The sequence below is a fragment of the Streptomyces sp. NBC_01717 genome, assembly GCF_036248255.1.
In the GTDB taxonomy this organism is placed as follows: Bacteria; Actinomycetota; Actinomycetes; order Streptomycetales; family Streptomycetaceae; genus Streptomyces.
In genome coordinates this window covers 7,920,412-7,944,594 of the sequence record NZ_CP109178.1, presented here as the reverse complement: position 1 = coordinate 7,944,594, position 24,183 = coordinate 7,920,412, and the positions used below count along the sequence as shown (strand labels likewise).

Here is a 24,183-nt window from a genome sequence, read left to right as displayed (position 1 = left end):
CGAGCAGAACAAGGACCGGCGCCGCCGAGCACTGGAGACGCTGTCAAAAGGTCATGACGTATACGCTCATGTACATGGTTGAGCATCGAATGGTCGACGCAAACGGGGTTCGACTGCACATCGCCGAGGAAGGCGCAGGCCCCCTGGTGGTGCTCCTGCACGGCTTCCCGGAGTCATGGCACTCCTGGCACCACCAGTTCGGTCCCCTGGCCGACGCCGGCTTCCGAGTGGTCGCTCCTGACCAGCGTGGATACGGGCGTAGTGACTGTCCCGACGCCGTCGATGCGTACAGCATCCTCCACCTGGTCGGCGACGTCGTCGGTCTGATCCAGGCACTGGGCGAGGAGAAGGCGTACGTCGTCGGGCACGCCTGGGGCGCGCCGGTCGCCTGGCACACCGCCCTGCTGCGACCGGACATGGTCCTCGGGGTGGCCGGCCTGAGCGTGCCACCCCCCTTCCGGGGTACGGAACCTCCGCTGGTCACCATGGACAAGAAGTTCGGCGGCCGCTTCTACTGGAACTACTTCAACCGTCCCGGTGTCGCCGACGCCGAGTTCGCGAAGGACACGCGCACCGCGTTGCGGAAATTCTTCTATTCGGCCTCCGGTGACGCTCCCGGCGCCGACACGGGCAAGCAGCCGCTGGTCGACCCCGAGCGGGGCTGGCTCGCGGACATGCCGGACCCCGAGGCACTGCCGGAGTGGTTCACCGAGGACGATCTCGACGCGCTCACCGAGAGCTTCTCCAAGGGCTTCACCGGGGCTCTCAACTGGTATCGCAACCTCGACCGCAACTGGGAACTGACCGCTCCATGGCAAGGCTCGGTCGTCACCCGTCCCGCCCTGTACATCTACGGCGACCGCGACCCTGTTCCCGCCTTCCCCGGCACGCCCGAACTCATCGAGCGCCTCCCCGACCTGATGCCCAGCCTGCGACGCAAGCCACTCAAGCTGGCGGGCTGCGGACACTGGACACAGCAGGAACGCCCGGCCGAGGTGAACGCGGCGCTCATCGAGTTCCTCACGGCCAGTTCCTGAGCCCGGCCTGTCCGATCACTCAAACTGCCAGCCGTGCCCAGAACTGCGGCGGGGTCTTTGCCGCTGCCGGACTGACGACGGGGGTCCGCTACAAGCACGGTCTGCACGCCTCAGGGGCCATCCGAAGACGGCCCCTGAGGCGGACAACCGCACGGCTCCGTGCAGGGAAACGCCGTGATGCCAGGCAGCCCCGATTGCGCAGAGCCCACCGCACACCCAACCACGCCCGTTCCCGGGCGACCGGTCACCTACCGGGCCGGTACCTCCGCTCGACATGGCCTTTGAGGTCACCGGGATAGAAGTAGACGGGCCGCAGGCCGCCGCTCGCGTAGCGTTCGGCCTGGTCGTCGAAGTGCGGCGAGTCGGGATGCCCGCTCACCCCGCCCGCCGTCACCGCCCAGGCACGCAGTCGCGGCCCGAACTCCACCACCGCCACAAAACTGTTGCCGCTGGTGCCGTAGTAACGCTTCGTTCCCGGATAGGCCTTGGCCCCGAACGAGGCGAGGGAGCCCCATCGCGACGAGGTGAAGGGCACGGGGATGCTCGGCTTGGCGTCGCTGAACTCCTGGACGATCGCACCGTCGTTGCGCTGGTAGCGGTTGATCTCCCCCCACGGCACCTTCCAGTTGCCGAAGTCCCGCCGCAGCCGCTGTGTCGCTGTCTCGAGCGCCCCGAGCCGCTGCGCGTCCGTGGCGCGGTCGGCCATGTAGTCCCATACCGACATCCCGGCTTCCGCCGCCGCCTGGGACGTGAGCGCCCACAGGTCCTCACCCCAGAACACGGCCACCGACGTCGCGGTCGACTCTGCGGCCCACCGGTGGTCCCAGTCGCGAAGCAGGCCGATCGGATCGGTCAGCTTCGCCTTCTGCCCGTTGTGTTCAGGCAGTTGGTCCCAGGCGGCGACGAGCCCCGGCACCAGCCGCGCGAAGGCGGTGAGGTACGGATCGAAGGCGGCCTCGATCAGTGCCTGCGGGGTGAAGTCGTCGCGCGCGGTCAGCACCCGGACCGCCTGCGGCCCGCGCGGGTTCTCGCCGACCCGGTCGAAGTAGCGTGGATAGTCGGCCGCGTCGGGGCTGTCCGCGCCGGCGGCGGTCCAGGGCCAGTTGTTGGTGTTGAACGCCCAGCCGTTCTTCGGGTTCACAGCCTGCGGCATGCTGTCCAGGCTGTGCAGTCCACGCCAGTCGGTCGCCGGATCACTGCCGTCGACGGGCTTGAGATGGTCGAACCGGTCGTCTCTCACCGGCATGAACTGCGGCATCAGGAAGGCGACATCTCCCTTCGAGTCCGCGAAGAGTGTGTTGTTCGAGCTGTTCGCCTTCAGTCCTGCGACCTTCAGGTACTGCGTGTAGTCCCGCGTCGTGGTGCGCAGGAAGCTCTGCTTGAGCGCCTCGACGGGCTTGTTCATCAGTGCGCACGCGATCCACCTGCCGTCCGCCTCGCGCACGATCGGGCCGTGGTGTGTGGCGAACGTGGTGAAGCTGCGCTCCTGCTGCCCGCCCGTCGCGGTACGGAAGGACAAGGTGATCTTCTTGGTGGTGACGGGGCGCAGTTCGCGGCCGTAGCGGTAGCAGCGGGATCCGTCGGCTTTCGTCACGATCGCCTCGGCGAACTCGTCGATGTTGTCGACGCCGCTCGTCGTGTGCATCCAGCCGGTGTGCGCGTTGAAGCCCTGGTAGATGAAGAACTGCCCCCAGGTGGCAGCGCCGTAGACATTGAGCCCCTCACCGCTCGTCACATGCTGCTCGGCACGGAAGAAGAAGCTGGTGTGCGGGTTGATCAGCAGCAGTGCGTGGCCGTCCCGCGTGTGGCTCGGCGCGATGGCTATGCCGTTCGACCCCGTGGGTTCGCGCAGAACCAGCCCGCGCTCCTCGTCGGTCATCGGGACGTCCCGCTCGCCGTAGAAGGCTTCGAGCTGAGTGAGCAGCACCGACTCGATGTCGCCGCCGATGCTGCCCTCCGAGAAGCTCAACGGCATCCACGGCTCGAACCGGTCGAGCACGCGTGGACGCACCTCGGGATGTGTCGCGAGGTAGTAGTTGAGTCCGCCCGCCCAGGCCTGCATCAACGTGCGCAGCCATGCCGGGCACTTCGCATACTCCTTCTTCAGCGCCTCGGGGTCGAGGAACAGCCGCTGACGCAGGTCCTGCCAGATCGCGCTCTCGCCCTCGGCCTCGGCGAGACGGCCCAGGGCGACGAGGTAGTTCTGCTCGATCCGGTTGAAGTCGTCCTCCGCCTGGGCGTACATCATCCCGAACACCGCGTCGGCATCGGTCTCGCCCACGATGTGCGGAACGCCCCAGTCGTCCCGCGTGATCGTCACCCGGGCAGCGTGCCTGCGCCAGCGGGCCTCATCGGCCGGAGTCGGCGCCGATGCCGCGAACGCGGTGCCGGTCGGCAGCCCTGCCGCGGCAACGGCCAGCCCGGCTGCTCCGCCCAGGACGCGGCGTCGGCTCAGCCCGGAGTTCTGCGCATGGCTCATCAGTGGCTCCTTCTTCCTTCAAGGGGGATCGTGCAGCTTCACGTGATCTTGTGGGTGGGGGTCCGCTCGCTGGACCCGCGGCGCTCCGCCCGGCCGGCACGGCATCGACAGGCACATCAAGCCGGTCCCGGAATCGCGTGTCGGCGACCTCCCGCTGCAACGCCGCTCGGACCAACTCCCTCCACACGCGAGCTCCGGTGATCACCCACGCGGACAGTCCTACCCAGGGAGAGGAGCCCTGACAAGGCCTCACCCCTTCGCAAGCGGAATCCCTTCATCCATCGCGGAGCAAGGGTGCGTCGATTCCCTCGAACTGTGGTGGCTTCCTGAGTGGTCCTCACGGAAGCCTCGCCTGCTGCGACTTGTCAGCTCGGTTGCGAGTGGGTCTGTCCGTGGCGAAGAGGGTCGCGTGATCGGCGGCAGGAGGTCCGTGAGCGATCTTGATCAGCCCGGGAAGCTCAGCCGCACCTGACGGTTGGAATCATCCCGATTCGTCCGATCGACCGAACCGGCGGACGTAGCGACCACGCCGCCCATGCACTCCGGGCGCCCCGGCGCAGCGGCCCACGCTTCCGCTCCCCTCCGCTCCAACGCTCTCGCATTCCACGTCGCCGGTGAGCGGCCTCAGGCGAGCCGTGTCAGGTCGGCTCGCTCGAGGCCGCCGCGCAGGGGCTGCCCGCGGGCGAAGCGCTCCGCCTCCTCGACGGCGTAGACGCCGAGGCGGCGCACCTCGCTGCCCTGGGCACCCGCAAGATGCGGGGTGGTCAGGACGTTGGGGAGCGTGAGGAGAGGATGGCCGGCGGGGAGCGGCTCGGGGTCGGTGACGTCGAGGAAGGCGTCCAGACGGCCCGAGGCGCACTCGCGGGTCAGGGCGTCGGTGTCGAGCAGGCTACCGCGGGCCGTGTTGACGACAGTAGCGCCGTCCGGGACGAGCGCCAGCATCGCCGCGTCCATCAGATGGCGTGTTTCGGGGAGTTGGGGGGCATGGATGCTCACCACCGAGCTACGGCGGCAGAGTTCGTCGAGCGGGACCAGCTCAGCTCCCAGGGATGCGGCCTCCCGCCCGGTGACGTACGGGTCGGTGAGCAGAAGTTGGTAGTCGCTGTCCGAAGCGGAGAGCCGGGCGAGCACGCCACGGCCGATACGGGAGGCGCCGATGATGCCGACCGTCCGGCCGTCCGCGCCCTCCCGCTCCGAGAACGCAGGCCAACCCTCGCCGTAGCGCGCGGCGGTGGACAGGGCACGTTTCGAGGCGAGCGTGATGACGGCGACGGTGTAGTCCACGACGGGGCCCGCGTTGGCGTCCGCCGCCGAGGAGACGAGTAGACCGCGCTCCCACACCGCCTCCGTGACCAGGCTCTTGACGGATCCCGCTGAGTGGACGATCGCCTGCAGCCGTGGCGCCAGGGCCAGTACGTCCGCGGCGAGCGGCGGGCAGCCCCAGCCGGTGATCAGGAGCTGGGTATCGGCGAGGACGGCGCCCGCCTCCGTTCCGGTGAGCGATCCGGTCAGCGGTTCGTCCGCCAAATCGACGCAGCGCCGAAGCCGTTCACGCAGCCCAGGTGGGAACACCGCCCGGGCTACATCAAGGCCCATGGCCAGCGCGGTGGTTGGTCGGTCGGCCACGGATGCCCACTCTCTTCCTGTAACCGGTTCCACAACAGTGCAGGAGGTTAGAGCGATTTCTCGCAAGAGGTCAAGAGGATTAAGGACGCGATGGGTTGACCACCTCATGTAACCGCTTTAGATTCCTCGCACCTTGTTCCCACGACGGAGGGGTTGCCGTGCCCACGGTGACAGAGAATCGGACCGGCGGCGGAGCGGTTGAGCCACCCATCGAGCGGGCGTATCCCACCAACTCACCCATACCTTCAGAGATTCAGTGGTGGAAGCGTTTCCAGTCGAGTCGGACCCTCGTGCTGCTGATGCTCCCTGGGCTGGCGTACTTCCTGCTCTTCCACTACGGCGCCTTCATCGGCAACGCGGTGGCGTTCAAGGAGTACGTGCCGTTCGACGGACTGTGGGCCAGCCCCTGGGTCGGCGTCGAGAACTTCAACCGGATGTTCGGTGACCCGGACTTCTGGCACGCCACCTGGAACACCCTGGCGATCGCCCTGCTCCAACTGATCTTCTTCTTCCCCGTACCTCTGGCCATCGCCCTGCTGCTGCACGGCCTCACCTCGGACCTGCTGCGCCGCTTCGTGCAGTCCGTGGTCTACCTGCCGCACTTCCTGTCCTGGGTCATCGTCGTCGCCCTCTTCCAGCAAGTTCTCGGTTCGACGGGCCTGTTGAACAGTGTTCTGGGCGATGCCGGGCTGCACGCGGTCGACATCATCGGCAACCCCGACGCATACAAACCGCTCGTCGTCGCCCAGGTCGTCTGGAAGGACGCCGGCTGGGGCACGATCATCTTCCTCGCCGCACTGATGCAGGTCGACGAGCAGAGTTACGAAGCGGCCGCCATCGACGGCGCCGGCCCCTGGCGCCGCTTCTGGCACGTCACCCTGCCGTCCATCAGGCCCGTCATCGTGCTGCTGCTGATCATGCGGCTCGGCGACGTACTGTCCGTCGGTTTCGAGCAGATGCTGCTGCAACGGTCCACGGTGGGACCCGGCGCGGGGGAGATCCTCGACACCTTCGTCTTCTGGCAGGGCCTGGTCGGCGGCGACACCGGCTACGCGGCCGCGGCAGGCCTCTTCAAGGGAGTCGTCGGCGCGGCCCTCGTCTTCGCGGCCAACAAGGTCGCACACCGGCTCGGAGAGCAGGGGATCTACAAGTGACCACCGCAGCACATCACGCACGCCCGGCCCGGCACATCCGTCCCGCCTGGGCGGAGAAGCCCGGGCCCGTCACCCAGGCGGGCAAGGCCGTCGCCATCGCCGTCCTGCTCGTCCTGGTCCTGATGCCCTTCCTGGTGATCGTCTCCACCAGCCTCGCCTCCAACCAGGAGGTGGTGGACAACGGAGGCTGGGTACTCTGGCCCTCGCACCCGACCACCCGCGCCTACCGGCAGATCCTCGACGGCGGCATCGTCACCAAGGCGCTCGGGGTGAGCGTCGGCGTCACCCTTTTCGGGACGCTCCTCTCGCTCGCCTGCACGACGTTCCTCGCGTACGCACTGAGCCGCCCCAAGGTCTTCGGCGCCAAGCCGGCACTGATACTCATCCTCTTCACCTTCCTCTTTCCGCCCGGCATGATCCCGGCCTTCCTCCTGGTCAAGGGGATGGGTCTGCTTGACAACTACGCCGCACTGATCGCCCCCGTGCTCATCAACGTCTTCAATTTGGTGGTCCTGCGCGGCTTCTTCCAGGGGATCCCCGAAGAGCTGTACGAAGCCGCCCGCCTGGACGGCGCGGGCGACTGGCAGACCCTGTGGCGAATCGTGCTGCCGCTGTCCAAGGCCGCGCTCGCGGTGGTCGGCCTCTTCTATGCGGTGAGCTACTGGAACGCCTGGTTCCATGCCTCGATCTACATGAACTCCGACCACTGGCCGCTCCAGCAGGTCCTGCGCACCTATGTCATCGGCGGCGCACAGATCGCAGACACCGGGGCCAGCGAGGCGGGCCTGATCTCCGCGCCGCAGACGACGCAGATGGCAGTGCTCGTGATCGCGACCGTACCCATCCTGATCGTCTACCCCTTCCTGCAGAAGTACTTCACCAAAGGCGTGCTCACCGGCGCCATCAAGAGCTGACCCCCCACCTCTCCAACACCCCAGCCCCAGAGCCGACTCGAAGGGTCCACCTCGTCATGTCCTCCTCCTTCTCGCGCCGCACCCTGCTGCGCTCCATAGCCGTCGGTGGCGCCGCGATCGCCGCCCCCGCCGGACTCACCGCGTGCTCCACCAGCTCCAAGGACCGTCAGGTCAGCAACGCCGGTACGAAGCTGGCGCCCTGGCCCGCCTACGTCGCCGCCCCCGTACCCGCGCCCGAACTCGCACCGTCCTCCAGCGGCGTACAGGCCGGGTACACCCGCTACCCCGACAAGCTGGTCAAGGCGGTGGCCGACAAGCCCGGCAAGGGCGAGAAGATCAAGGTCATCACGATCACCTACGGCACTCCGCCCAAGCCCGCCTCGCAGAACAAGTACTGGGCCGCGATGAACGAAGCCCTCGGCGTGGAGATCGAGTTCACCGTCGTGCCCGACGCGGACTTCGACGCCAAGATGGCGACCGTCATCGCGGGTGGCGACCTGCCCGACATCATCAACGTCGGTGGCGGCCATGTACTGCCCAGCAAGGAACAGTTCGTACGGGCGCGCTGCGCCGATCTCACCGACTTCCTGTCGGGCGACGCGATCAAGGAGTACCCCAACCTCGCCAACATCCCCACCTACTCCTGGCAGGGCCTGGGCCGGATCGCGGGCCGGCTCTACGGCGTACCCATCGAACGCCCGAAGCCGAACGAAGCCATCTTCATCAACCGCACCGCCTTCGACGCGGCCGGCTACAAGCCGGGGATGTCCGCCGAGGACTTCGCGGCCGTGGTGAAGGAGGCCTCGACGTCGAAGAAGTTCGCGCTCGGCTCGTCCATGTCCACCATCTACGGGCACAAGACGCACGCCATGTGGCACGGCGCCCCCAACGACTGGGAGATCAAGGACGGCAAAGCCGTCGACATGTGGGGTACCGAGGAGTTCAAGGCGACCCTGGAGTACCTGGTCGCCAGGAACAACGACAAGGTGTTCTACCCGGACGCCTCCTCCACCTCCACCGTCGACATCAAGACCCTCTTCTACAACGGCACCCTGCTCTCCATGGCGGACGGTTTCGCCGGCTCCCTGCTCCCGGCCCAGCAGGGCATCAAGGGCGCATACGAACTCGATGTCCTCACCCCGTACACCGTCAGCGGCGCGACCACCCACTACCAGCAGAACACCGGCTATTTCGGTGGCACCTACCTCAAGAAGGCGTCGAAGGACCGCATCAAACTGCTGCTGCGGGTCCTGGACTGGCTGGCCTCGCCATTCGGCTCCGAGGAGTACCAGCTGATGCACTTCGGCGTCGAGGGCACCCACTTCACCCGCGACGCGACGGGCAGTCCCATCCTGACCTCGCTCGGCCTGGTCGAGAACAAGATCAATGTGCCGTTCGCCTACCTCTGCGACGCCCCCACCGTGCTGTTCGTGCCCGGCGACGCCGAACTCACCAAGCGGGTGCACGCCTGGGAGCAGAAGGTGATGCCGATGATGAAGCCCAACGACAGTGCGGGCCTGGTCTCGGAGACCCTCAGCAAGCACAACGCGACCCTCAACCAGCTCCTCAAGGACGGGACCACCGCCATCATCTCCGGCCGCAGCAAGCTCTCCGACTGGGACTCCATTTACAAGAAGTGGCGCAACCAGGGCGGCGCCAAGGCATCCGACGAACTGGTGAAGGAGTTCGAGTCGACCCACTGACCAGCAGGTAGGGCAAGATGGTCCCGGGTGGCAGCCGCGAGTGCTGCCACCCGGGGCGGCGAACAACAAGAGGGGGCAGTGGTGGGGGAACGGGTCACCATCCGTGATGTGGCGGCGCGTGCCGGGGTCTCGGTGGCGACCGCCTCCCGGGTCCTGTCCGGCACCCATGCGACCTCGGCCGGTGCCCGGACGAAGGTGCTGCGTGCGGTCAAGGACCTCGACTACGTGATCAACCCGCACGCCCGCGCTCTGGCCGGCACCGGTCGCAAGACCGTCGCCGTCCTCATCTCCCAGGTCACCAGCCCGTTCTATGCGAAGGTCGCCCAGGGCGTGGAGGAGGAGAGCGCCAAGCGCGACCGCCTCTGTCTGGTGTGCACGACCGGGGGCGACCCGGCCCGCGAACTCGCCGTCGTACAGATGATGCGCGAGCAGGCGGCGGAGGCCGTGGTGCTGGTCGGCGGGGTCGCGGAGGACGAGGAGTACCGGGCGCGGATGGCGCAGTACGCCCAGGCGCTCGCCGCCGCCGGTTCGCGTCTGGTGCTCTGCGGCCGACCCACGCCCGCACCCGATGTGCCCGCGATCGTCGTCGAGTACGACAACGAGGCGGGCGCGCACGCCGTCACCAGCCACCTGCTGGGCGCCGGACACCGCGAAATCGTCCTGCTGGGGTACGAACCGGGGCACACCACGGGCGAGGCGCGCGTGGCCGGATATCTCAAGGCCCTCGCCGACCACGGGCTTCCGCCGTCGGCGGCCCGGCTGCACGGCACCCACTTCAGCCGGATCGCCGGGTACGAGGTGATGCGCGGGCTCCTCGACGCGTGCGACGGGCGGCCCGACTTCACGGCCGTCGTCGCGGGCGACGACGAGAGCGCGGCCGCCGCGATGCGCGCCCTCCAGGAGCGCGGGCTGCGGGTGCCCGAGGACATCTCCGTCGTGGGCTACAACGACGACCCGGTGGCCGCCGAGGTCACCCCCCGGCTGACCACGGTCCACATCCCCGCCGAGGAGCTGGGCCGCACCGCGGTCCGGCTCGCGCTGGACGGGCCGCCGGCCACCGGTCCCGAACGGCACGTCCTGGGCACGCACATCGTCATCCGCGAGAGCGTCAGGCCGCTCCCCCGCGTCTGACGTACGCCCCTGCTCGACGGCCGCGCACCGCGCCCTACATGGCCCGGCCATCCCCACCGGAGGAAGGCATGCGCGTGCGCCGCATCCCGACCATCGCCGTCGCAACACTCGGTCTGCTGCTCACCGCGTGCCCCGGACAGCAGCCGGACACCCGGAGCCCGCCCGCGTCGGGCGGCATGCCGGCACAGGCGCTTCGTGTCGACGTCGCCCGAGGTGCCGTCCGGGTGCTGGACCTGAGCGAGGAAGGCGACTGCCTCGCCTACAAACCCCCGGCCGCGCATCAGTGGCAGCATTCCGAATACGCGCGTCCATGTACAGCGAAACATACGCCTACGTTTGTGCCGGCTCTCCGGCTCCCGTGCAGTTCGAAGTCGCATTCCTCCCACCATCCGGACAGGACCACCCCCGCCTCGCGATACGGAGACCAATCGACTTCGGAATCAAGGAGCCACAGCTGCAGTAAAATTCTCCGCCCGGCAATGCTGCGGTAAAAGCCTCCGCCCTGCAATTTGTCGGTTTACACCCGCCGTGTGCCGAGGTAGCCTGGCGGGGTGGACTCCAGTGGTATTCAACTCCACGTCGATCTAGGGCTTGTTGCGGACCGGAGCTGAGGACCGAGAGCGCTGGCGTCGACCGGAGGAGCGAGGACCAGGGCGTGATCGTGCCGCCCACAGGACGACACCTCGGGGCACTTGAACTGGTCAACGGTAATAAGAGGAATTCATCGTTGACTCCGACGGCCAGTTGCGACAGGACAGGACGATCCTTGAGTCTCGAGGGGGTTCGTGGCCATGTTCGATCAATTCGAAGAATTCGACATCTCTACCGCGGGTACGTCGATCCACGGATGCAAAGGCGGTAGCGGGCCGCCTCTGCTGCTTCTGCACGGTATTCCGGAAACGCATCTGATGTGGCATCGGGTAGCACCCCACCTCGCCGAGCGCTACACCGTCGTCGCCACCGATTTGCGTGGGTACGGCGACAGCGGCAACCCGGCCAGTACCGCCGATCACGAGCCCTACAGCATGCGCGCGATCGGCCGTGACCAGCTCGAGGTCATGCGACATCTGGGCTACGACCAGTTCAGTATCGCGGGACACGATCGCGGGGCGCGCTGCGCCTACCGTCTTGCACTGGATCACCCGGATGCTGTTCTCCGGCTCGCCGTCATGGACGTCGTTCCCGTCGGCGACGCGTACAACCGTGCCGACAAAAACTTCAGTCTCCTCTACTGGCAATGGTCCTTCCTCGCCGCGCCGGAACCGGCACCGGAACAGTTCATCAACGCGGCACCGGCCAACATGGTCGACTTCATGCTCAACACGTGGTCCGAGGTGAAGGACGCTTTCCCGACCGAGGTACGCGGCGAGTACATCGAGAAATTCAGCCACCCCGATACGGTGCACGCCATCTGCGAGGAGTTCCGCGCATCCCCGACCTTGGACTACCAGCAGGACGAGGCGGATCGCGGGAACCGGAAGATCTCCTGCCCCATGCTCTTCCTCTGGAGCGAGCGCGGTTCGGTCGCGAAACTCTACGATGACCCGATCGCGATATGGCGGGAGTGGGCCGATGACGTTCGCGGGGGCCCGGTACCAGTCGGTCATTTCATCCCGGAGGAAGCACCCGAGGAGACCACACGCCAACTGCTGAATTTTCTGCAGTAGTGCGGAATCGGCGCGACTTCTCGACGACAACGAGCACCGTCATCGAGGCATGAGCAACGCCCAACTCCAGGAGCGCTGCGGGCGCGGCGCACACAAGAAGCGACCTCGCTGCGCGGGCCACCGAGTGAGCCGCTGAGGTGTCCGCACGGCAAGGAAGGCGGCCGGCGGCCTGTGCCGCCGGGGTCAGCCCGACTTCGGGGGCTTCTGCGCGTCGAAGGCGAAGAGAGTGTTGTTGGCCGCGGCCACGATCACCGCACGCCCCGCAACGGTCACGCGCGGGCTTGCGCCCTGCTCGCCCGTGAAACCATCGGCCTGCGGATCTGTTGTCCACAAGGGTTTGCCATCGGACGGCGACAGCGCGACCACCCGGCCGGTGGCCGAGCTGAAATACAGCGCTTCGGCTCCCGCCACGGGACCCGACGCGCCCTCCACGCCCGTCTGCCGCGACCACTCCTTCCGGCCGGTCGCGGGGTCGAGGGCCGTGACGAGACCGGCCTGCCCGCTCACGTAGACGGTGCCGTCCGCCATGCCGGGCGTCCCCGCGTATGTCTTGGCCAGTCGGGAGTACGTGACCTTCCGCGAGGCCGGGTCGACCCGCGCCACCCCGTCGTACCCGGCCAGCGCCGTTCCCTCCATGTGCTCCTGAAGGAGTACGAGCCTGCCGTCGGCGACGCCCATCGGCACGGCGGGGCCGTTGACCGCGATGGGCCTGCCCAGCGTCCCCGAGGCGCGATCCACCGTGTACAGGGTGGGGTGGCGCACCTCTGAGGCATGCACCTCCGCATCCGTCGCGCACATCGCGAAGAGCTGTGGGCCCACCGGGACGGGAGCGCACTGCGTACCCGCGGGGAACGACGTCGTCCAGGCGACCTTGCCGCTGTGCGCGTCGCGGGCCTCGAAGCGGGAGTTGGAAGCGTCGACCGTCACGACGGCGGAGCCGACCACCACGGCGTCCTGCGTCCGACCCGTGACGGCCGTCGACCGGCCGCCGGACGGTACGGACCACAACTCCCGGCCATTGTTCGCGTCGATGGCCACCACCTCGGTGGGAGGGTCCTGCGGGGCGTCCTGGGCGGCGAAGCGGTATCCGAGCACCGTGTCGTCGGTGGCGCCCACCAGGTGCATGCCCTGGACGGGAACGCCCGGGCTCTTCGCCGTCCACACCCGCGAGCCGTCCAGGGCCCTGATACGGATCGCGACGACACCGCCGCCCCCGCAGAACAGCGCGTCGCCGCGTGCGACGCAACGCAGCTCGTCGGGGATGCCCTCGCGACCGCCCTGCACGGTCCTGCGCCACGGCTCGAAGCCGGCCGGAAGTGCGGCACCCGGCACCGCAACGTTGTTGCCCTTGTCGCCGCCGCTGTTCTCCCCGAAGCCGCCCGCCTTCAGCACGGCGACTCCCCCGCCGATCGCTGCCACCGCGACCGCGGCCGCGAGCACAGGCCGCCATCGGCTGCGCAGACGGCGGCCGATGGGGGTGCCGGTGCTCCCTGTATCGGGACCGGCCGGGGCGGTGGTCGGGGCAGTCGGCGTCGGGGTGGCCCGCGTCGCGAAGTGATGCTGAGTGATCATGTCGCGGGTGCGACCCACGCCGACCCCGTTCGCGTCGGTCGCGCCGAGGTCGGCCGGCAGGTCCCGCAGCAGCACGAGGAGTTCGTCCGCCGAGGGGCGCCCCTCGGGCTCCTTGTCCAGGCACGACTCGACGACCGCGCGCAGAGCCACCGGCACGGCACCCAGCGACGGCTCCTCGTGCACCACCTGATACGCCGTCATGTATGGGCTGTCCGCGTCGAAGGGCCCGTGGCCCGTCGCTGCGTACACCAGCAGCGTCCCCAGCGAGAAGACATCGGACCGCGGCCCCACACCACGCGGCGCCTGCAACTGCTCCGGCGACATGAAGGGCGGCGTACCGATGACCCGCCCTGTCATCGTCAGCGTCTGCTGGTCCACGGCGCGCGAAATGCCGAAGTCGATGACGCGCGGACCCTCGGGGGAGAGCACGACGTTCGAGGGCTTCAGGTCACGGTGGACGACCCCCACGCGGTGGATGTCGCGCAGCGCCTCCGCCAGCCCGATGGCAAGCCTTCTCAGCTCCGCTCCGTTCAGCGGGCCCTTCGTGGTGATGTGCTGGGCGAGCGTGTGCCCCTCGATATAGGTCGTCGCCATCCACGGCTGCTCGGCCTCAGGGGCAGCGTCGACCACGGCGGCGGTGAACGCGCCGCTCACCCGCCTCGCCGCCGCCACCTCCTGTCGGAAACGGATGCGGAACTCGTCGTCCGCCGCGAACTGCTGGTGGATCAGTTTGATCGCGACAGGTCGCCCCGAACTCGTACGGGCCAGAAAGACCGTGCCCATGCCACCCGAGCCGAGCCGCGCCTCAAGTGGATAACCGCCGATCTCGGCTGGATCACCTCCGCGCAGCGACACTCTTCCCGACCTCCCGTCCCCCGTGCACCTCTGCCACCACGGGCCTGCGTACCTGTCCTCACACAAACTAGCCGCAGAGCAGTACGGCAGAGCAAAGCGGGTGACGAACAGGAAGCCCAGGGCTGCTCCGTGCCGCACACGATGGCGGCCATCTCAACCCTGTCTCGGGGTACGGTCCCTGGCCCGCGGTGCTCGACCGGTGCCTCGCCTCCGGTGAGGGCGACCGGACGTCGACGTAGGGTGGGTGGCCATGGACTATCTGAAACTCGGCACGACCGGTCTCGACGTCTCCCGCATCTGCCTGGGTTGTATGAGCTACGGCGTCGCCGACCGCGGTAACCACAGCTGGACGCTGGACGAAGAGGCCAGCCGGCCCTTCGTACGGCAGGCCGTCGAGGCAGGGATCAACTTCTTCGACACCGCGAACGTCTACTCCGACGGCACCAGCGAGGAGATCGTCGGCCGGGCGCTTGCCGACTTCGCCCGCCGCGACGAGATCGTGCTGGCCACCAAGGTGCACGGCCAGATGCGGCCGGAGGCCAACGGTGGCGGGCTGTCCCGCAAGGCGATCATGACCGAGATCGACCACAGCCTGCGCCGGCTGGGCACCGACTACGTCGACCTTTACCAGATCCACCGCTGGGACCCGGCGACGCCGATCGAGGAGACCATGGAGGCCCTGCACGACGTGGTGAAGGCGGGCAAGGCCCGCTACATCGGGGCGAGTTCGATGTACGCGTGGCAGTTCTCCAAGGCGCAGTACGTCGCCGAGCGGCACGGCTGGACCCGTTTCGTCAGCATGCAGAACCACTACAACCTGCTCTACCGCGAGGAGGAGCGGGAGATGCTGCCGCTGTGCGCCGACCAGGGTGTCGGGGTCATCCCGTGGAGCCCGCTGGCCCGCGGCCGGCTCACCAGGGCCTGGGACACCACCAGCGCGCGCAGCGAGACCGACGAGTTCGGCAAGACCCTCTACCAGGACACCGACCGGCACATCGTGGACGCCGTCGCGGCGATCGCGGACGAGCGCGGTGTCACCCGGGCCCAGGTCGCGCTGGCCTGGCTGCTGCGGCAACCGGGGGTGACCGCGCCGATCGTCGGTGCGACCAAGCCGCAGCACCTGGACGACGCCGTCGCGTCGGTCGACCTGCGGCTGAGCGACGACGAGTGCAGGCGCCTCGAGGAGCACTACAGCCCGCGCGGCGTCGTCGGCTTCGCGTAGGCCCGCCCGGCCCGACGCACAGGAGCGGCCCGGCCGTTCGGCCGGACCGCTCCTTCCCGCGCTGCTGGTTACGCCACCGTCACCTGTACGGTGGCCGGTTCCGCCGGGGTGCCGGTCGGGTCGGCGGCGGTGGCTTTGAACGTGTGCGGCCCCGCGGCGAGTTCGCCGGACCCGGTGCAGGTCCAGCTGCCGCTGTCGGAAACGGTGGCCTTGCACAGCGCCGCGTCGTCGGACTTCACGGTCACCGTCGCGCCGGGCTCCGCGGAGCCCGATACGGCCGGGGAGGCATCGACGGTGTCGCCCGCCGCGGGCGAGGCGACCGTCACCGGCGGCGCGAAGTGGGTGACGTTCGGGACGCCGTCACCGCTGATCTTCACCGCCACGCTGTGCACCGTCAGTTGACCACTGCCGTTGCGCAGCCGGAAGTCGGCCGCCGAGTGCTGCTGGCCGCCGAAGTAGGCGTCGGGGGCCGTCACGGTCGCGGTCTTCCAGGTGTTGCTGCCGGTCAGCGCGATTCCCGCGGTGGACTTGTACGGGTCGGAGCCGCCGTTGTCGTACTGCACCGAGAAGGAACCGGTGCCCTGGTCGTAGTAGGAGAGGGTGAAGGTCGCCGTGTAGAACCCGGCGTGCGCGATCGAGTCGTCGACGTCGAAGTAGATATTGCCCTGGGTGCTGGTGCGCGCGGACAGGCCGTCGACCACCGAGGCGGTCGTCGGGCCGTCGAAGCCGCCCGAGGGCCGCTCGTCCTCGCTCATCCCGTACGCGTGGTCGGTGGCGCCGACGACCGAGCCGACAACAGCGGTGCCGGACGGCAGGTCGGAGGCGTCGAAGGCGACCCCGGCCGAGGCGTCGCTGACCATGCCGCCCGGGTCGGCGACCGTCGCGGTGGCGGTCTGCCGCCCCGGGGTGAAGCCGCCGTCGGGAGCGCAGCTCCAGGCGCCGCTGTCGTCGGCGGTGGCGGTGCACAGCACCCGTGACGCCTCGCGCACGGTCACCGTGCCGTCGGGGATCGCCGTACCGGACACCGCCGAGCCCAGCTTGACGGTGGCGCCGCCGCGCGGGGTGGTGATCGCCGGGGCCGGCGGGAAGGCGTGCCCGTCGGGCACCCGGGCGCCGGTGACTGTCAGGCCCACGCTGTGCACGGTGAAGGGGCCGGCCGCCGAGTGCAGCCGCAGGTCGCCGCCCGCGCTCTGCAGCCCGCCGAACCAGGCACCGCTGAGGGTGACATCTGCGGTCTTCCAGGTGTCGGTACCGGTCAGCGCGATGGTGCCGGCCTCGTGGTAGCGGTCCTTGGCCCCGGCGTCGAACTGCACGGACAGCGAACCGGTGCCGGAGTCGTAGTACGACACCGTGACCTTGGCGTCGTAGGACCCCGTCGCGGCCACGTCGTCGGCGACGTCGAAGGACAGGTCGCCTTCTGTGGTGCGGGCGGTGAGCCCGGCCACGTCACCCGCGGTGGTGGGGGAGCCGGCGTCCTCGTTCTGGCTGAGGCCGTAGTCCCGGTTGGTGCCGCCCAGCACGGTGCCGACGGTGGCGCTGCCGGACCGGGTGGCCTCGTCCAGGCCGAGCTGTACGCCGCCCAGGTGCCGGGCCGCGGTCGGCGCGCTACCGGTGACCTGCGCGAACGGCAGGGCGGCGATGGGCTGGGCGACCTGCTGCACCAGATATGACTTGCCGGACTTCACGGGGACGTTCAGCAGGTCCGCGGCGCTCGGGTGGACGACGACATGGCCGCTCTTGCCGTCCACGACCTCGGTGAGCTGCCCGGGCCACGGGTTCTTCACCCGCAGAGTGCCGGAGGTGCCGGCCTCGATCGCGGCGGTGACCAGCTTGCCGCCCTGTACCTGCACGTCCACCTTGCTCTTGCCCTGGATGTAGACGCTGCCCGCCCCGTCCCACTCGGCCGGCCAGGCCGGTGCGAAGCGGACGATGCCGTCGTAGTCCTGGGCCAGCGCCTCGCCGACCGCGGTCGCGACGCCGGACTCCTGCTCGATGTAGGGCTGGAAGCCGACCGAGCTGCCGAGGTCGGCGAATCCGTTGGGGTAGACCTGGTGCCCTTCGGTCAGCGAGATCAGGTTGCCGCGCACCTCGGCGGGGTTCTGCAGCCGGGCCGCGTGGATGGCGTCCATCGACCAGTCGTTGCCGCCCTTGTTGGGCCGGTGCGCGTAGCTGCGCTGCTCGAGCGAGAACAGGTTTGCGTCCTGGTCACCGACGGTGTTCCAGGGCCACAGCGGCTCCAGTTCGATGTTCTCGCCGTTCCTGCGCTCGGCCGCCGGCTCGTACGAGATCGCGATCATGTCGGTGCCGGTGGCGTCCGCGGCGGCGGTCTCGGCCGCGGTGTAGCCGGGGTTGAGCAGCTTGCCGCGGGTGGCCAGGTCGGTGCGCGGGTAGGGCGGGATCTGCTTCCGCGCGGTGGCGACGCGGGCCACCAGCGCCTTGTCGGCGCCGCGGTCGGTGCCGAGCACACGCGCGATCTTGCCGATCAGTGGGAAGACCGCCTGGTCGAGCGCGATGTCGGTGGTCGGGTCCTGGACCGCCCACTGGGTCTCGTGGGCGTTGGCTTTGGCGTGCAGCAGGCCGTCGGCGCCCACGGTCTGGTAGGCCAGCTGGAATTCGGTGACCGACTTGATGAACGGCCAGTACCGCTTCAGTGCGGCCTTGTCGCCGGTGCCCTGGTACTGCTCCCACATGTAGAGGGCGACCTCAGGACCCGAGGAGATGTCCAGGGCGTTCCAGTTGGGGCTGCCCGGCTCGCTGCACGAGCCGTTCTCGCCGACGCCGGGGGAGATGCCGTTGCCGTTGAAGCGCATCGTCTCCGGCAGGCAGGCGCCAGGACGGCCGCCCATCTGCTGCTTGGTCCACGCCTCGATGGCGGGCAGGTCGTCGGCGTACATGTCGAAGATCGGGGTGTTGAGCTGGTAGTTGCCCGAGCTCATGTTCGCTGCGATCTGGGTGCGCAGATTCCACAGCCAGTATGCGGACGGCGTCCAGGTCTGGGCGTCCTTGTTCCAGGCGAACATGTCGGCCTCGCCGGCCTGGCTGCCCGGGTAGATCCCCTTCTTCATGGACGCCGCCTCTTCGTAGAGGTACAGCGTGCGCAGGTTCTCGATGTATTCGGCGCTTCCGTCCGCCGAACTCATCGCTATCAGGCCCGAATGCGCCCAGAAACCTTTCCACCAACGGTCCTGTGCGGACGTCAGGGTCCTCACGGACGCGGTCGCGTCATGGCCGATCACCTTGGCGGCGGTCTTGGCGGCGTTGCCGCCGGTCCAGCCCGGCGAGGCGACGACGACCCGGAAGGTGCCGTCGGCGTGCGGGGTGAAGCTGACCTTGACCTGCGTAGGGCTGCTGACGGTGGTGCTCACCCGGCGGCCGCCCGCGGTGATGGCGGCGAGCGAGCCGAAGGTCTTTCCGCTGCCGATCGGCGGGCTGCCGTCGGCCCAGGTCTCGGCCAGGGTGCCGACGGTGCCGGACACGGCGGCGGTGGGTTTCCGCGGCGACCACAGGTTGATGGTGGCGGTCTGCGCCACGCCCGGGTCCGCGCCGGAGACGTCGACGATCAGCTCGTCCTTCTCCGCCGCGACCCAGGCCTTCATCGACATGCCGCCGCCGGACTCGCGCAGCACGCCGTCGGTCAGGTCCAGCTGTCCGCGGAAGTCGGCGGCGTGTGAAATGACGGACAGGCCGGGGATGTTGAGCCGGCCGGGCGACTTGCGGTCCGGCATGGTGTCGGACCGGTTGAGCTGGGCGGTGAAGCCGCCCGCTGCCCAGGCCGCCACGCCGAGCGATCCGTTGCCCAGCGGCATGGACGCGGTCGGGTCGGAGTTCGGCGAACCGAGCACGATGTCGGAGCGACTGACGACGCCTGCCGGGTCGAGCGCGAAGTCTCCGTGCTGCCAGGCGGTGGTCGGTCCCACGGCCGCGGCGGCGGTGCCGCCGTCGACCACGGCGGCACCCGCGAGGACGGTGAGCACCGCCGAGCAGAGCGCGACGGCCCGTCTGTACGGAACCCGCCGGCGACGGCGGGGGAATTTCTGCACGATGCCCTCCGGGGCGGTACGGCTCTCAGCCAACGGTGTTGACTTAGTGGTCCGATGAATGCGCCTGGCCCCGCGCATGACTCTATTGCGGCGTGCGGAAATCAGGAGCCGGACTCACGTAACATCGGATGACTGTCGTTCTAGACCATCCATGACGACGGCGTAAAGACCCAGGACGCACGAATGTGCCGGCCCGCGGACGCCCCACGGGGCGTCCGGGGACGAAAGTGCCGCCCGACCACCTGCCCGAGGAATTCACCGAGCTGGTCCGCGACTTCCTGGACACAGCATGAGCGCCCCCGCTTCGGTCTGCGCCTGCCGTTGTGCGCGCCGACCCGCGGGGTCGCCGATGGTGTGATCCTCGCCGCCGGCACCGCACCGCCGCTGTCGGGCCACTCCACTCACCGGCCAACCCGCCGCGAGCTGAGCACCGCACTGGTACTCGCCCCGGCAAGACGCCCTCTGATCAACTACCAGCCAATCCGCTGGGCCAGCACGTCGGGGCCTCAATCGCGGACCACGCCGTTATTCACAGCCACTGTGACTGAGCACGCGAGTTGGCACCGCTCGCCAACTCGCCTGCTCGGACCGGGCTGCCGAACGGGCGCGACTCCGAACGCCTGGCCCATTCGGATCATTCCGTGGCCGGCCAGCGGACCTCCACGTCCGTGATCTCCTCGGTCGCGTCCGCCTGGACCTCCGCCGCCGACAGGTCGACCACCGTCTGGGTGAAGAGGTGATGGGTCCGCAGGTCCACCACGTCCGCCAGCGCGGCCGGCCCCCCATAGAACCCACGCACCAGCCATCCCGGCCCGTCGCACCCGACGATCCGCGTCGGCTGGAGCATCCGCTGCCCGTCCTTTACGACGAAGATCTGGGCACGGACCTCGGCACCGAAGCTGCTCTCGGCGTCCTCCGCGCTGCCGCCCTGGTCCCGCACTCCGTTGATGATCTTGGGTCGTACCGTGTCCCACACGGGTCCCCCGCGTGCCCGGTAGACCTGCAGGGAGAAGGCGTGCCCGCCGAACCTCACGATCACACCGACGATGCGCTCACCGGCGTACAGGGGTCGCGTCTCGGCGCCCTCGAGGCGCGGGATCTTCATGACGCCGTAGTCGATCCGCTCGGTATTCGCGGGCACCGGCGTTTCGGACGCGTCCCAGGGGCCGCATGCACCGTCGCGGACGCGGGGCCGGGTCAGCTCACCGGAGTCGACTGTCTCCGTCCAGACCTCCTCGGCCTCCTCGAACAACTCATCGAGCACGCCGGGCGACATGCCCCGGCTCTGCCAGTACGTCCAGATCCAGGCCATCCATTGATCCCAGCTCAACTCCGCACCGGCGTCGGTCAGAGCCAGTGCCCCGAAGAGATCGTCGTCCTTCAGCATCATGGCCAGCGCTTCGTTGCCGGACTCCAGGGTCCGTTCGACCAGGGCGGGATCCTCAAGAGCGGCGAGATAGCCGGTCCCCAGCAGAAGCATTCCGGGGGTTGTCCGGTTCCAGACCCCGAACTCGGCCAGGGCGAGGCTCTCCTCGGACAGTCTCCCGTCCCGGCCGTACTGTTCGACGATCCGCTCGGCACTCGCCCTGATCCTGTTCATCAGCCGCCCTTCGAGCCTTGCGCGCCAGGCTCCTCTTGAACGCGTCGACCCCGACAGTAATGGCCGCGGCCGCCGCGGTGACCGGGTCCGCCAGCGGCGTTCCGCCCCCGACGTGATCACCGACCTGCTGCGCGAGGCTGGACATCTCCTCGACCGCGCCGGTCTTGAACTCCGCAGCTTGTGCGCCCTCCTCGGCCGAGGCCTCGCCTGTCTCCCGGACTTCTACCCCAGCGGCGTTCCTCGGCGCCAACCCGGCGCGGCGGCCAGTCGGTCGCATGACCGCTCCGGCGGTTGAGCTGGTCCGTTGCTCCGGGCGGACGTTGGCCGATCCATGTGACGGACGCGGACGGCCGGCTGTGGACCCTCCTCCCGCTGGGCGCGCTGCACGGGTACGGGATCGCGCTGCTGGAGCGGCGTCTTGCGGCCCCCGGGCGACGGCCGGGCTGCCCGGAGATCCTGGCCGCGGTGAGCACGTAGACAGGCGTCTGGAGCGCCTCACCGCGGAGGCGCTCCAGAGCATCGTCTGCCTTAAGAGACGTCCTGCTTGGGGGACTTCACTCGGTCACCTTCCCACATCGCGGCCCTCACCAGCTCCGCGGAGCGGATGGTGCGGGTGCCCCGCGAGACCCTCAGCCGCACCTGGGCGCCGGTCGCTATGCCCTGCGAGGCCGCAGGCAGCGCCCAGGCGGTGGTCAGGTCCGCGTTCCCCTCGTCCAGGGCCAGGAACCGGGCCACCTCCTTGCCCTTGCGCGACTCCATCCGCAGCACCTCACCGGTGATCGTGTCGGGCTCCCGCCACTCCAGGCAGACGAGTGCCAGGAAGTACGTCGCCAGCACGCCGAAGGCTGCGATCGCCGCCAACTCGCCGAGCAGGGGCCCCTCGTGGGCCGCCGCATCGCTGAACCAGCCGTGGCTGCCGCTCGCGAAGTTGCCGGGCATCATCGCCAGGAACGCCACGAGCAGCGTCCAGCGGCTGAACTTGCCGGCCACCACAAGGCCGAGCAGCGCGCTGCCCACCCAGCCGGCGCTCAGCACCAGTCCCGGACGGCGCCACGAGCCGCCGCTGTGCGCGTCGACCGCGACCACCCAGTCGGGCTGCCGCAGCATCGCGAAGGCCCAGAGCCCCATCGCGACCACGCCCGCCGCGGCCGCCCACTGCAGCAGCCGGCCCGTCGAGCCGCCGAAGCCGGGGCGCAGCCGCGGGTAGCGGATCCGCACCGGGCGCCAGGTCCCTCCGTACGAGGACCAGACGCGTCGCCGGTCTCCGGAGTCGAAGCCGAGGAGCCGGCTGGTCAGGACCGTGACGCCGAGTGCGGTCCCGTACGCGAGATAGCGGTCCCAGACCGTCACGGATGCGGGCGGCAGCTGGGCGAAGTCCTCGTGCGCCGTCAGCCAGGCTCGCAGTCCGGCCCAATGTCCGGCGCGTTCGAGGCCCTTCGGTGTCGCCCGCTCGCCCAGCGCCTTGCCGAGCAGGAAGGCCAGCGCGGCCCCCGGGGCCACACCGACGAAGAGCGCGGCGCGCACGCCGTGCCCTCCCATGACCGCGGCCACGGCGAACAGCGCTCCGGGCACGAAGGCGCCGATCAGCAAAGCACTGCCGAGCAGCGGCGCGAACCGGCGCCGGGACAGGCCGCGCAGCCGGGCCTCGGCGATGATCTCCCGGCGCAGCGCCGTGTTCCAGGAGGCGGCACGCTCGTCGTCACGGAAGGCGATCGCCCCGATGGGTGCGCTGCCGTTCGCCGCGCGGGCGGTGACGCGGACCAGCACCCGCTGCTCGTACGGCATCAGCCCCGGCGCCGCCCGGCCCGCCTCGGTGAGGTGCACGGTGCTACGGGCCGGGTCGGAGCCCGGCTGTCGCAGCTCGACGAGCCCGCGGGCCGCGAGATCCAGCAGGGTGGCCGCGGCGGCATGCTCCACTCCCCGCCACTGATTGCCGAGCAGGCTGACCACGGCGGGCGGTTCGGGGTCGGCCCCGAACTCCTGGGTCGCGGGCCCCGGCGTGACCGCGCCGTTCCGGGTGGCGACCAGCGCGAGCCCGAAAGCGGCCAGCCAGAGCACGATCAGGCCGGCGCCACCCCAATAGAGCTGTTCGGTGAGCGTCACGCGAATCTCACCTGGACGGCATCCTGCGCCACGCCGGCGGCCTCGAAGTACTCCCGCCGCCCATGTGCGCCGCCCAGCCTCGCCACGACGTTCCCCGGGAAGCTCTCGAGGGCGGTGTGGTAGCTCTGCACGGCGCTGTTGTAGAACTGCCGCGCGTACGCGATCTTGTCCTCCGCCGACCTCAACTCGGCCTGCACCGTGCTGAAGTGCTGATCCGCTTTGAGCTCCGGATAGCTCTCCCCGAGCGCGAACAGCCTCCCCAGCGTCGCGGTGAGCGCGTCCTCGGCGGCTGCCCGGTCCGTAACACCGAGCCCGCCGCTTACGGCCTTCCCGCGCGCGGCGGTGACCGCTTCGAAGGTGCCGCGCTCGTGAGCGGCGTAGCCGCGCGCCCCCTCAACGAGATTCGGTATCAACTCATGCCGCCGCTTCAACTGCACATCGATCTGCGCCCACGAAGCCTGCGTCTGGTTCCGCAGCCGAACGAGCCGGTTGTAGGTCCGAACAACCCACCACCCGCCCACAACGACAAATACCGCAACAATCGCACCCACGATGACACCCACAGTGTCGCCCCCAGAGGCCCTGAAAGATCCGACCCCCCTGGCCGATCAACGCGATCTTATTCCGGCCGCCAAGGCCCGCACGGCCCGGGGAGCGTTCGCCCCCGGGATTCCGCGTGCTCGGGTCGGTGATCTGGGGCGAAGCGACCATCAGGCTGTGAGGACGCCGTCCAGGAAGGGGTCGATGGCCTCGCGCCGGCCGTCGGCTGGTCGCTTCCACACGTACCTGTACCGTGCCCGTCCCTGTCGCCCGGCCCCGCCGGGAGGGCCCTCGTGACGGGTGACGGTCATCTCGAACGTCATGCCCTCTGCACGCAACTCGGCGTCCAGCAGTGGTGCTTCCAGTGCCGCCTCGGTAAGTCCGTGCCCCCTGGCGGACTCCGTGGCGAACGTTCCGAGAGGCAAGAGACATAAGCAATCACTCGGAGCTCGGCCGAGGTGCCGCTTGCGAGCCACGGCCTCAACCAGCTTGAGGCCCCTCCTTCAGCCTGGGTCAACCACACCGGCGGACGGCTGCCGC

Annotated in this window: 16 protein-coding genes; 8 read left to right on the top strand and 8 right to left on the bottom strand. The window is 69.2% G+C overall.

Translation table 11 applies throughout. The annotated features are described in order from the left end of the window. The first annotated feature begins 74 nt into the window (after window positions 1–74). Complete coding sequence (locus OHB49_RS36025; protein WP_329165071.1) at window positions 75–1,037, top strand: alpha/beta fold hydrolase; 963 nt, start codon at window positions 75–77, stop codon at window positions 1,035–1,037. A 244-nt stretch (window positions 1,038–1,281) separates the two neighbouring features. Here the strand turns inward: OHB49_RS36025 and OHB49_RS36020 are convergent, their stop codons facing one another. After that, the gene (locus OHB49_RS36020) at window positions 1,282–3,516 is read right to left on the bottom strand and encodes a penicillin acylase family protein (RefSeq protein ID WP_329165070.1); all 2,235 of its coding nucleotides are present in this window, start codon (window positions 3,514–3,516) and stop codon (window positions 1,282–1,284) included. Between the two features lie 624 nt (window positions 3,517–4,140). Next, window positions 4,141–5,112 (bottom strand): hydroxyacid dehydrogenase, encoded by a 972-nt coding sequence (locus OHB49_RS36015; protein WP_443079685.1) that lies wholly within the window; start codon window positions 5,110–5,112, stop codon window positions 4,141–4,143. A gap of 329 nt (window positions 5,113–5,441) precedes the next feature. Between OHB49_RS36015 and OHB49_RS36010 the strand changes: the two genes are divergently transcribed. From OHB49_RS36010 to OHB49_RS35990, 5 genes are all read left to right on the top strand, one after another. Then, the gene (locus OHB49_RS36010; protein ID WP_329165067.1) at window positions 5,442–6,296 is read left to right on the top strand and encodes an ABC transporter permease; all 855 of its coding nucleotides are present in this window, start codon (window positions 5,442–5,444) and stop codon (window positions 6,294–6,296) included. After that, on the top strand, window positions 6,293–7,210 hold the full coding sequence (locus tag OHB49_RS36005) for a carbohydrate ABC transporter permease (protein ID WP_329165066.1): 918 nt from the start codon (window positions 6,293–6,295) through the stop codon (window positions 7,208–7,210). The genes OHB49_RS36010 and OHB49_RS36005 overlap by 4 nt, the downstream gene beginning before the upstream one ends. Before the next feature lie 56 nt (window positions 7,211–7,266). Continuing rightward, complete coding sequence (locus tag OHB49_RS36000; RefSeq protein WP_329165065.1) at window positions 7,267–8,913, top strand: extracellular solute-binding protein; 1,647 nt, start codon at window positions 7,267–7,269, stop codon at window positions 8,911–8,913. Between the two features lie 81 nt (window positions 8,914–8,994). Beyond that, window positions 8,995–10,044, top strand: a complete 1,050-nt coding sequence (locus OHB49_RS35995) for a LacI family DNA-binding transcriptional regulator (RefSeq protein ID WP_329166750.1) — start codon at window positions 8,995–8,997, stop codon at window positions 10,042–10,044. Window positions 10,045–10,835: 791 nt separating this feature from the next. Beyond that, entirely contained in the window at window positions 10,836–11,711 is an 876-nt protein-coding gene (locus OHB49_RS35990) for an alpha/beta fold hydrolase (protein WP_329166749.1), read from the top strand. Between the two features lie 183 nt (window positions 11,712–11,894). Here the strand turns inward: OHB49_RS35990 and OHB49_RS35985 are convergent, their stop codons facing one another. Further along, window positions 11,895–14,138, bottom strand: a complete 2,244-nt coding sequence (locus OHB49_RS35985) for a serine/threonine-protein kinase (RefSeq protein WP_329165064.1) — start codon at window positions 14,136–14,138, stop codon at window positions 11,895–11,897. Window positions 14,139–14,388: 250 nt separating this feature from the next. On the opposite strand from OHB49_RS35985, the gene OHB49_RS35980 reads away from it, so the two are divergent. Next, on the top strand, window positions 14,389–15,360 hold the full coding sequence (locus tag OHB49_RS35980) for an aldo/keto reductase (protein WP_329165063.1): 972 nt from the start codon (window positions 14,389–14,391) through the stop codon (window positions 15,358–15,360). A 68-nt stretch (window positions 15,361–15,428) separates the two neighbouring features. Here OHB49_RS35980 and OHB49_RS35975 read toward each other — a convergent pair whose 3' ends face one another. Further along, window positions 15,429–19,433, bottom strand: coding sequence for an Ig-like domain-containing protein (locus tag OHB49_RS35975; RefSeq protein WP_329165061.1), 4,005 nt, complete (start codon window positions 19,431–19,433; stop codon window positions 15,429–15,431). Window positions 19,434–20,034: 601 nt separating this feature from the next. Then, the gene (locus tag OHB49_RS35970; protein ID WP_329165060.1) at window positions 20,035–21,000 is read right to left on the bottom strand and encodes a DUF3710 domain-containing protein; all 966 of its coding nucleotides are present in this window, start codon (window positions 20,998–21,000) and stop codon (window positions 20,035–20,037) included. Window positions 21,001–21,291: 291 nt separating this feature from the next. On the opposite strand from OHB49_RS35970, the gene OHB49_RS35965 reads away from it, so the two are divergent. Beyond that, a complete protein-coding gene (locus OHB49_RS35965; protein ID WP_329165059.1) occupies window positions 21,292–21,477 on the top strand; it encodes a hypothetical protein in 186 nt (61 codons plus the stop codon). Window positions 21,478–21,528: 51 nt separating this feature from the next. Here OHB49_RS35965 and OHB49_RS35960 read toward each other — a convergent pair whose 3' ends face one another. The 3 genes from OHB49_RS35960 to OHB49_RS35950 form a co-directional block, all read right to left on the bottom strand. Further along, a complete protein-coding gene (locus tag OHB49_RS35960; protein ID WP_329165057.1) occupies window positions 21,529–23,103 on the bottom strand; it encodes a DUF2207 family protein in 1,575 nt (524 codons plus the stop codon). Then, window positions 23,100–23,666 carry a LemA family protein gene (locus tag OHB49_RS35955; protein ID WP_329165056.1) on the bottom strand — a complete coding sequence of 189 codons (567 nt, stop codon included), beginning with the start codon at window positions 23,664–23,666 and terminating at the stop codon, window positions 23,100–23,102. Before OHB49_RS35955 ends, OHB49_RS35960 begins: the two co-directional genes overlap by 4 nt. Before the next feature lie 147 nt (window positions 23,667–23,813). Further along, on the bottom strand, window positions 23,814–24,068 hold the full coding sequence (locus OHB49_RS35950) for a hypothetical protein (protein WP_329165055.1): 255 nt from the start codon (window positions 24,066–24,068) through the stop codon (window positions 23,814–23,816). Window positions 24,069–24,183 lie beyond the last annotated feature (115 nt).

Excerpts from the sequence above, each read along its gene's own strand:
- OHB49_RS36020 (WP_329165070.1), bottom strand. The coding sequence starts at position 3,516 with ATGAGCCATGCGCAGAACTCCGGGCTGAGCCGACGCCGCGTCCTGGGC.
- OHB49_RS35980 (WP_329165063.1), top strand. The coding sequence starts at position 14,389 with ATGGACTATCTGAAACTCGGCACGACCGGTCTCGACGTCTCCCGCATC.
- OHB49_RS35970 (WP_329165060.1), bottom strand. The coding sequence starts at position 21,000 with ATGAACAGGATCAGGGCGAGTGCCGAGCGGATCGTCGAACAGTACGGC.
- OHB49_RS35990 (WP_329166749.1), top strand. The coding sequence starts at position 10,836 with ATGTTCGATCAATTCGAAGAATTCGACATCTCTACCGCGGGTACGTCG.
- OHB49_RS36025 (WP_329165071.1), top strand. The coding sequence starts at position 75 with ATGGTTGAGCATCGAATGGTCGACGCAAACGGGGTTCGACTGCACATC.
- OHB49_RS36015 (WP_443079685.1), bottom strand. The coding sequence starts at position 5,112 with ATGGGCCTTGATGTAGCCCGGGCGGTGTTCCCACCTGGGCTGCGTGAA.
- OHB49_RS36000 (WP_329165065.1), top strand. The coding sequence starts at position 7,267 with ATGTCCTCCTCCTTCTCGCGCCGCACCCTGCTGCGCTCCATAGCCGTC.
- OHB49_RS36010 (WP_329165067.1), top strand. The coding sequence starts at position 5,442 with ATGCTCCCTGGGCTGGCGTACTTCCTGCTCTTCCACTACGGCGCCTTC.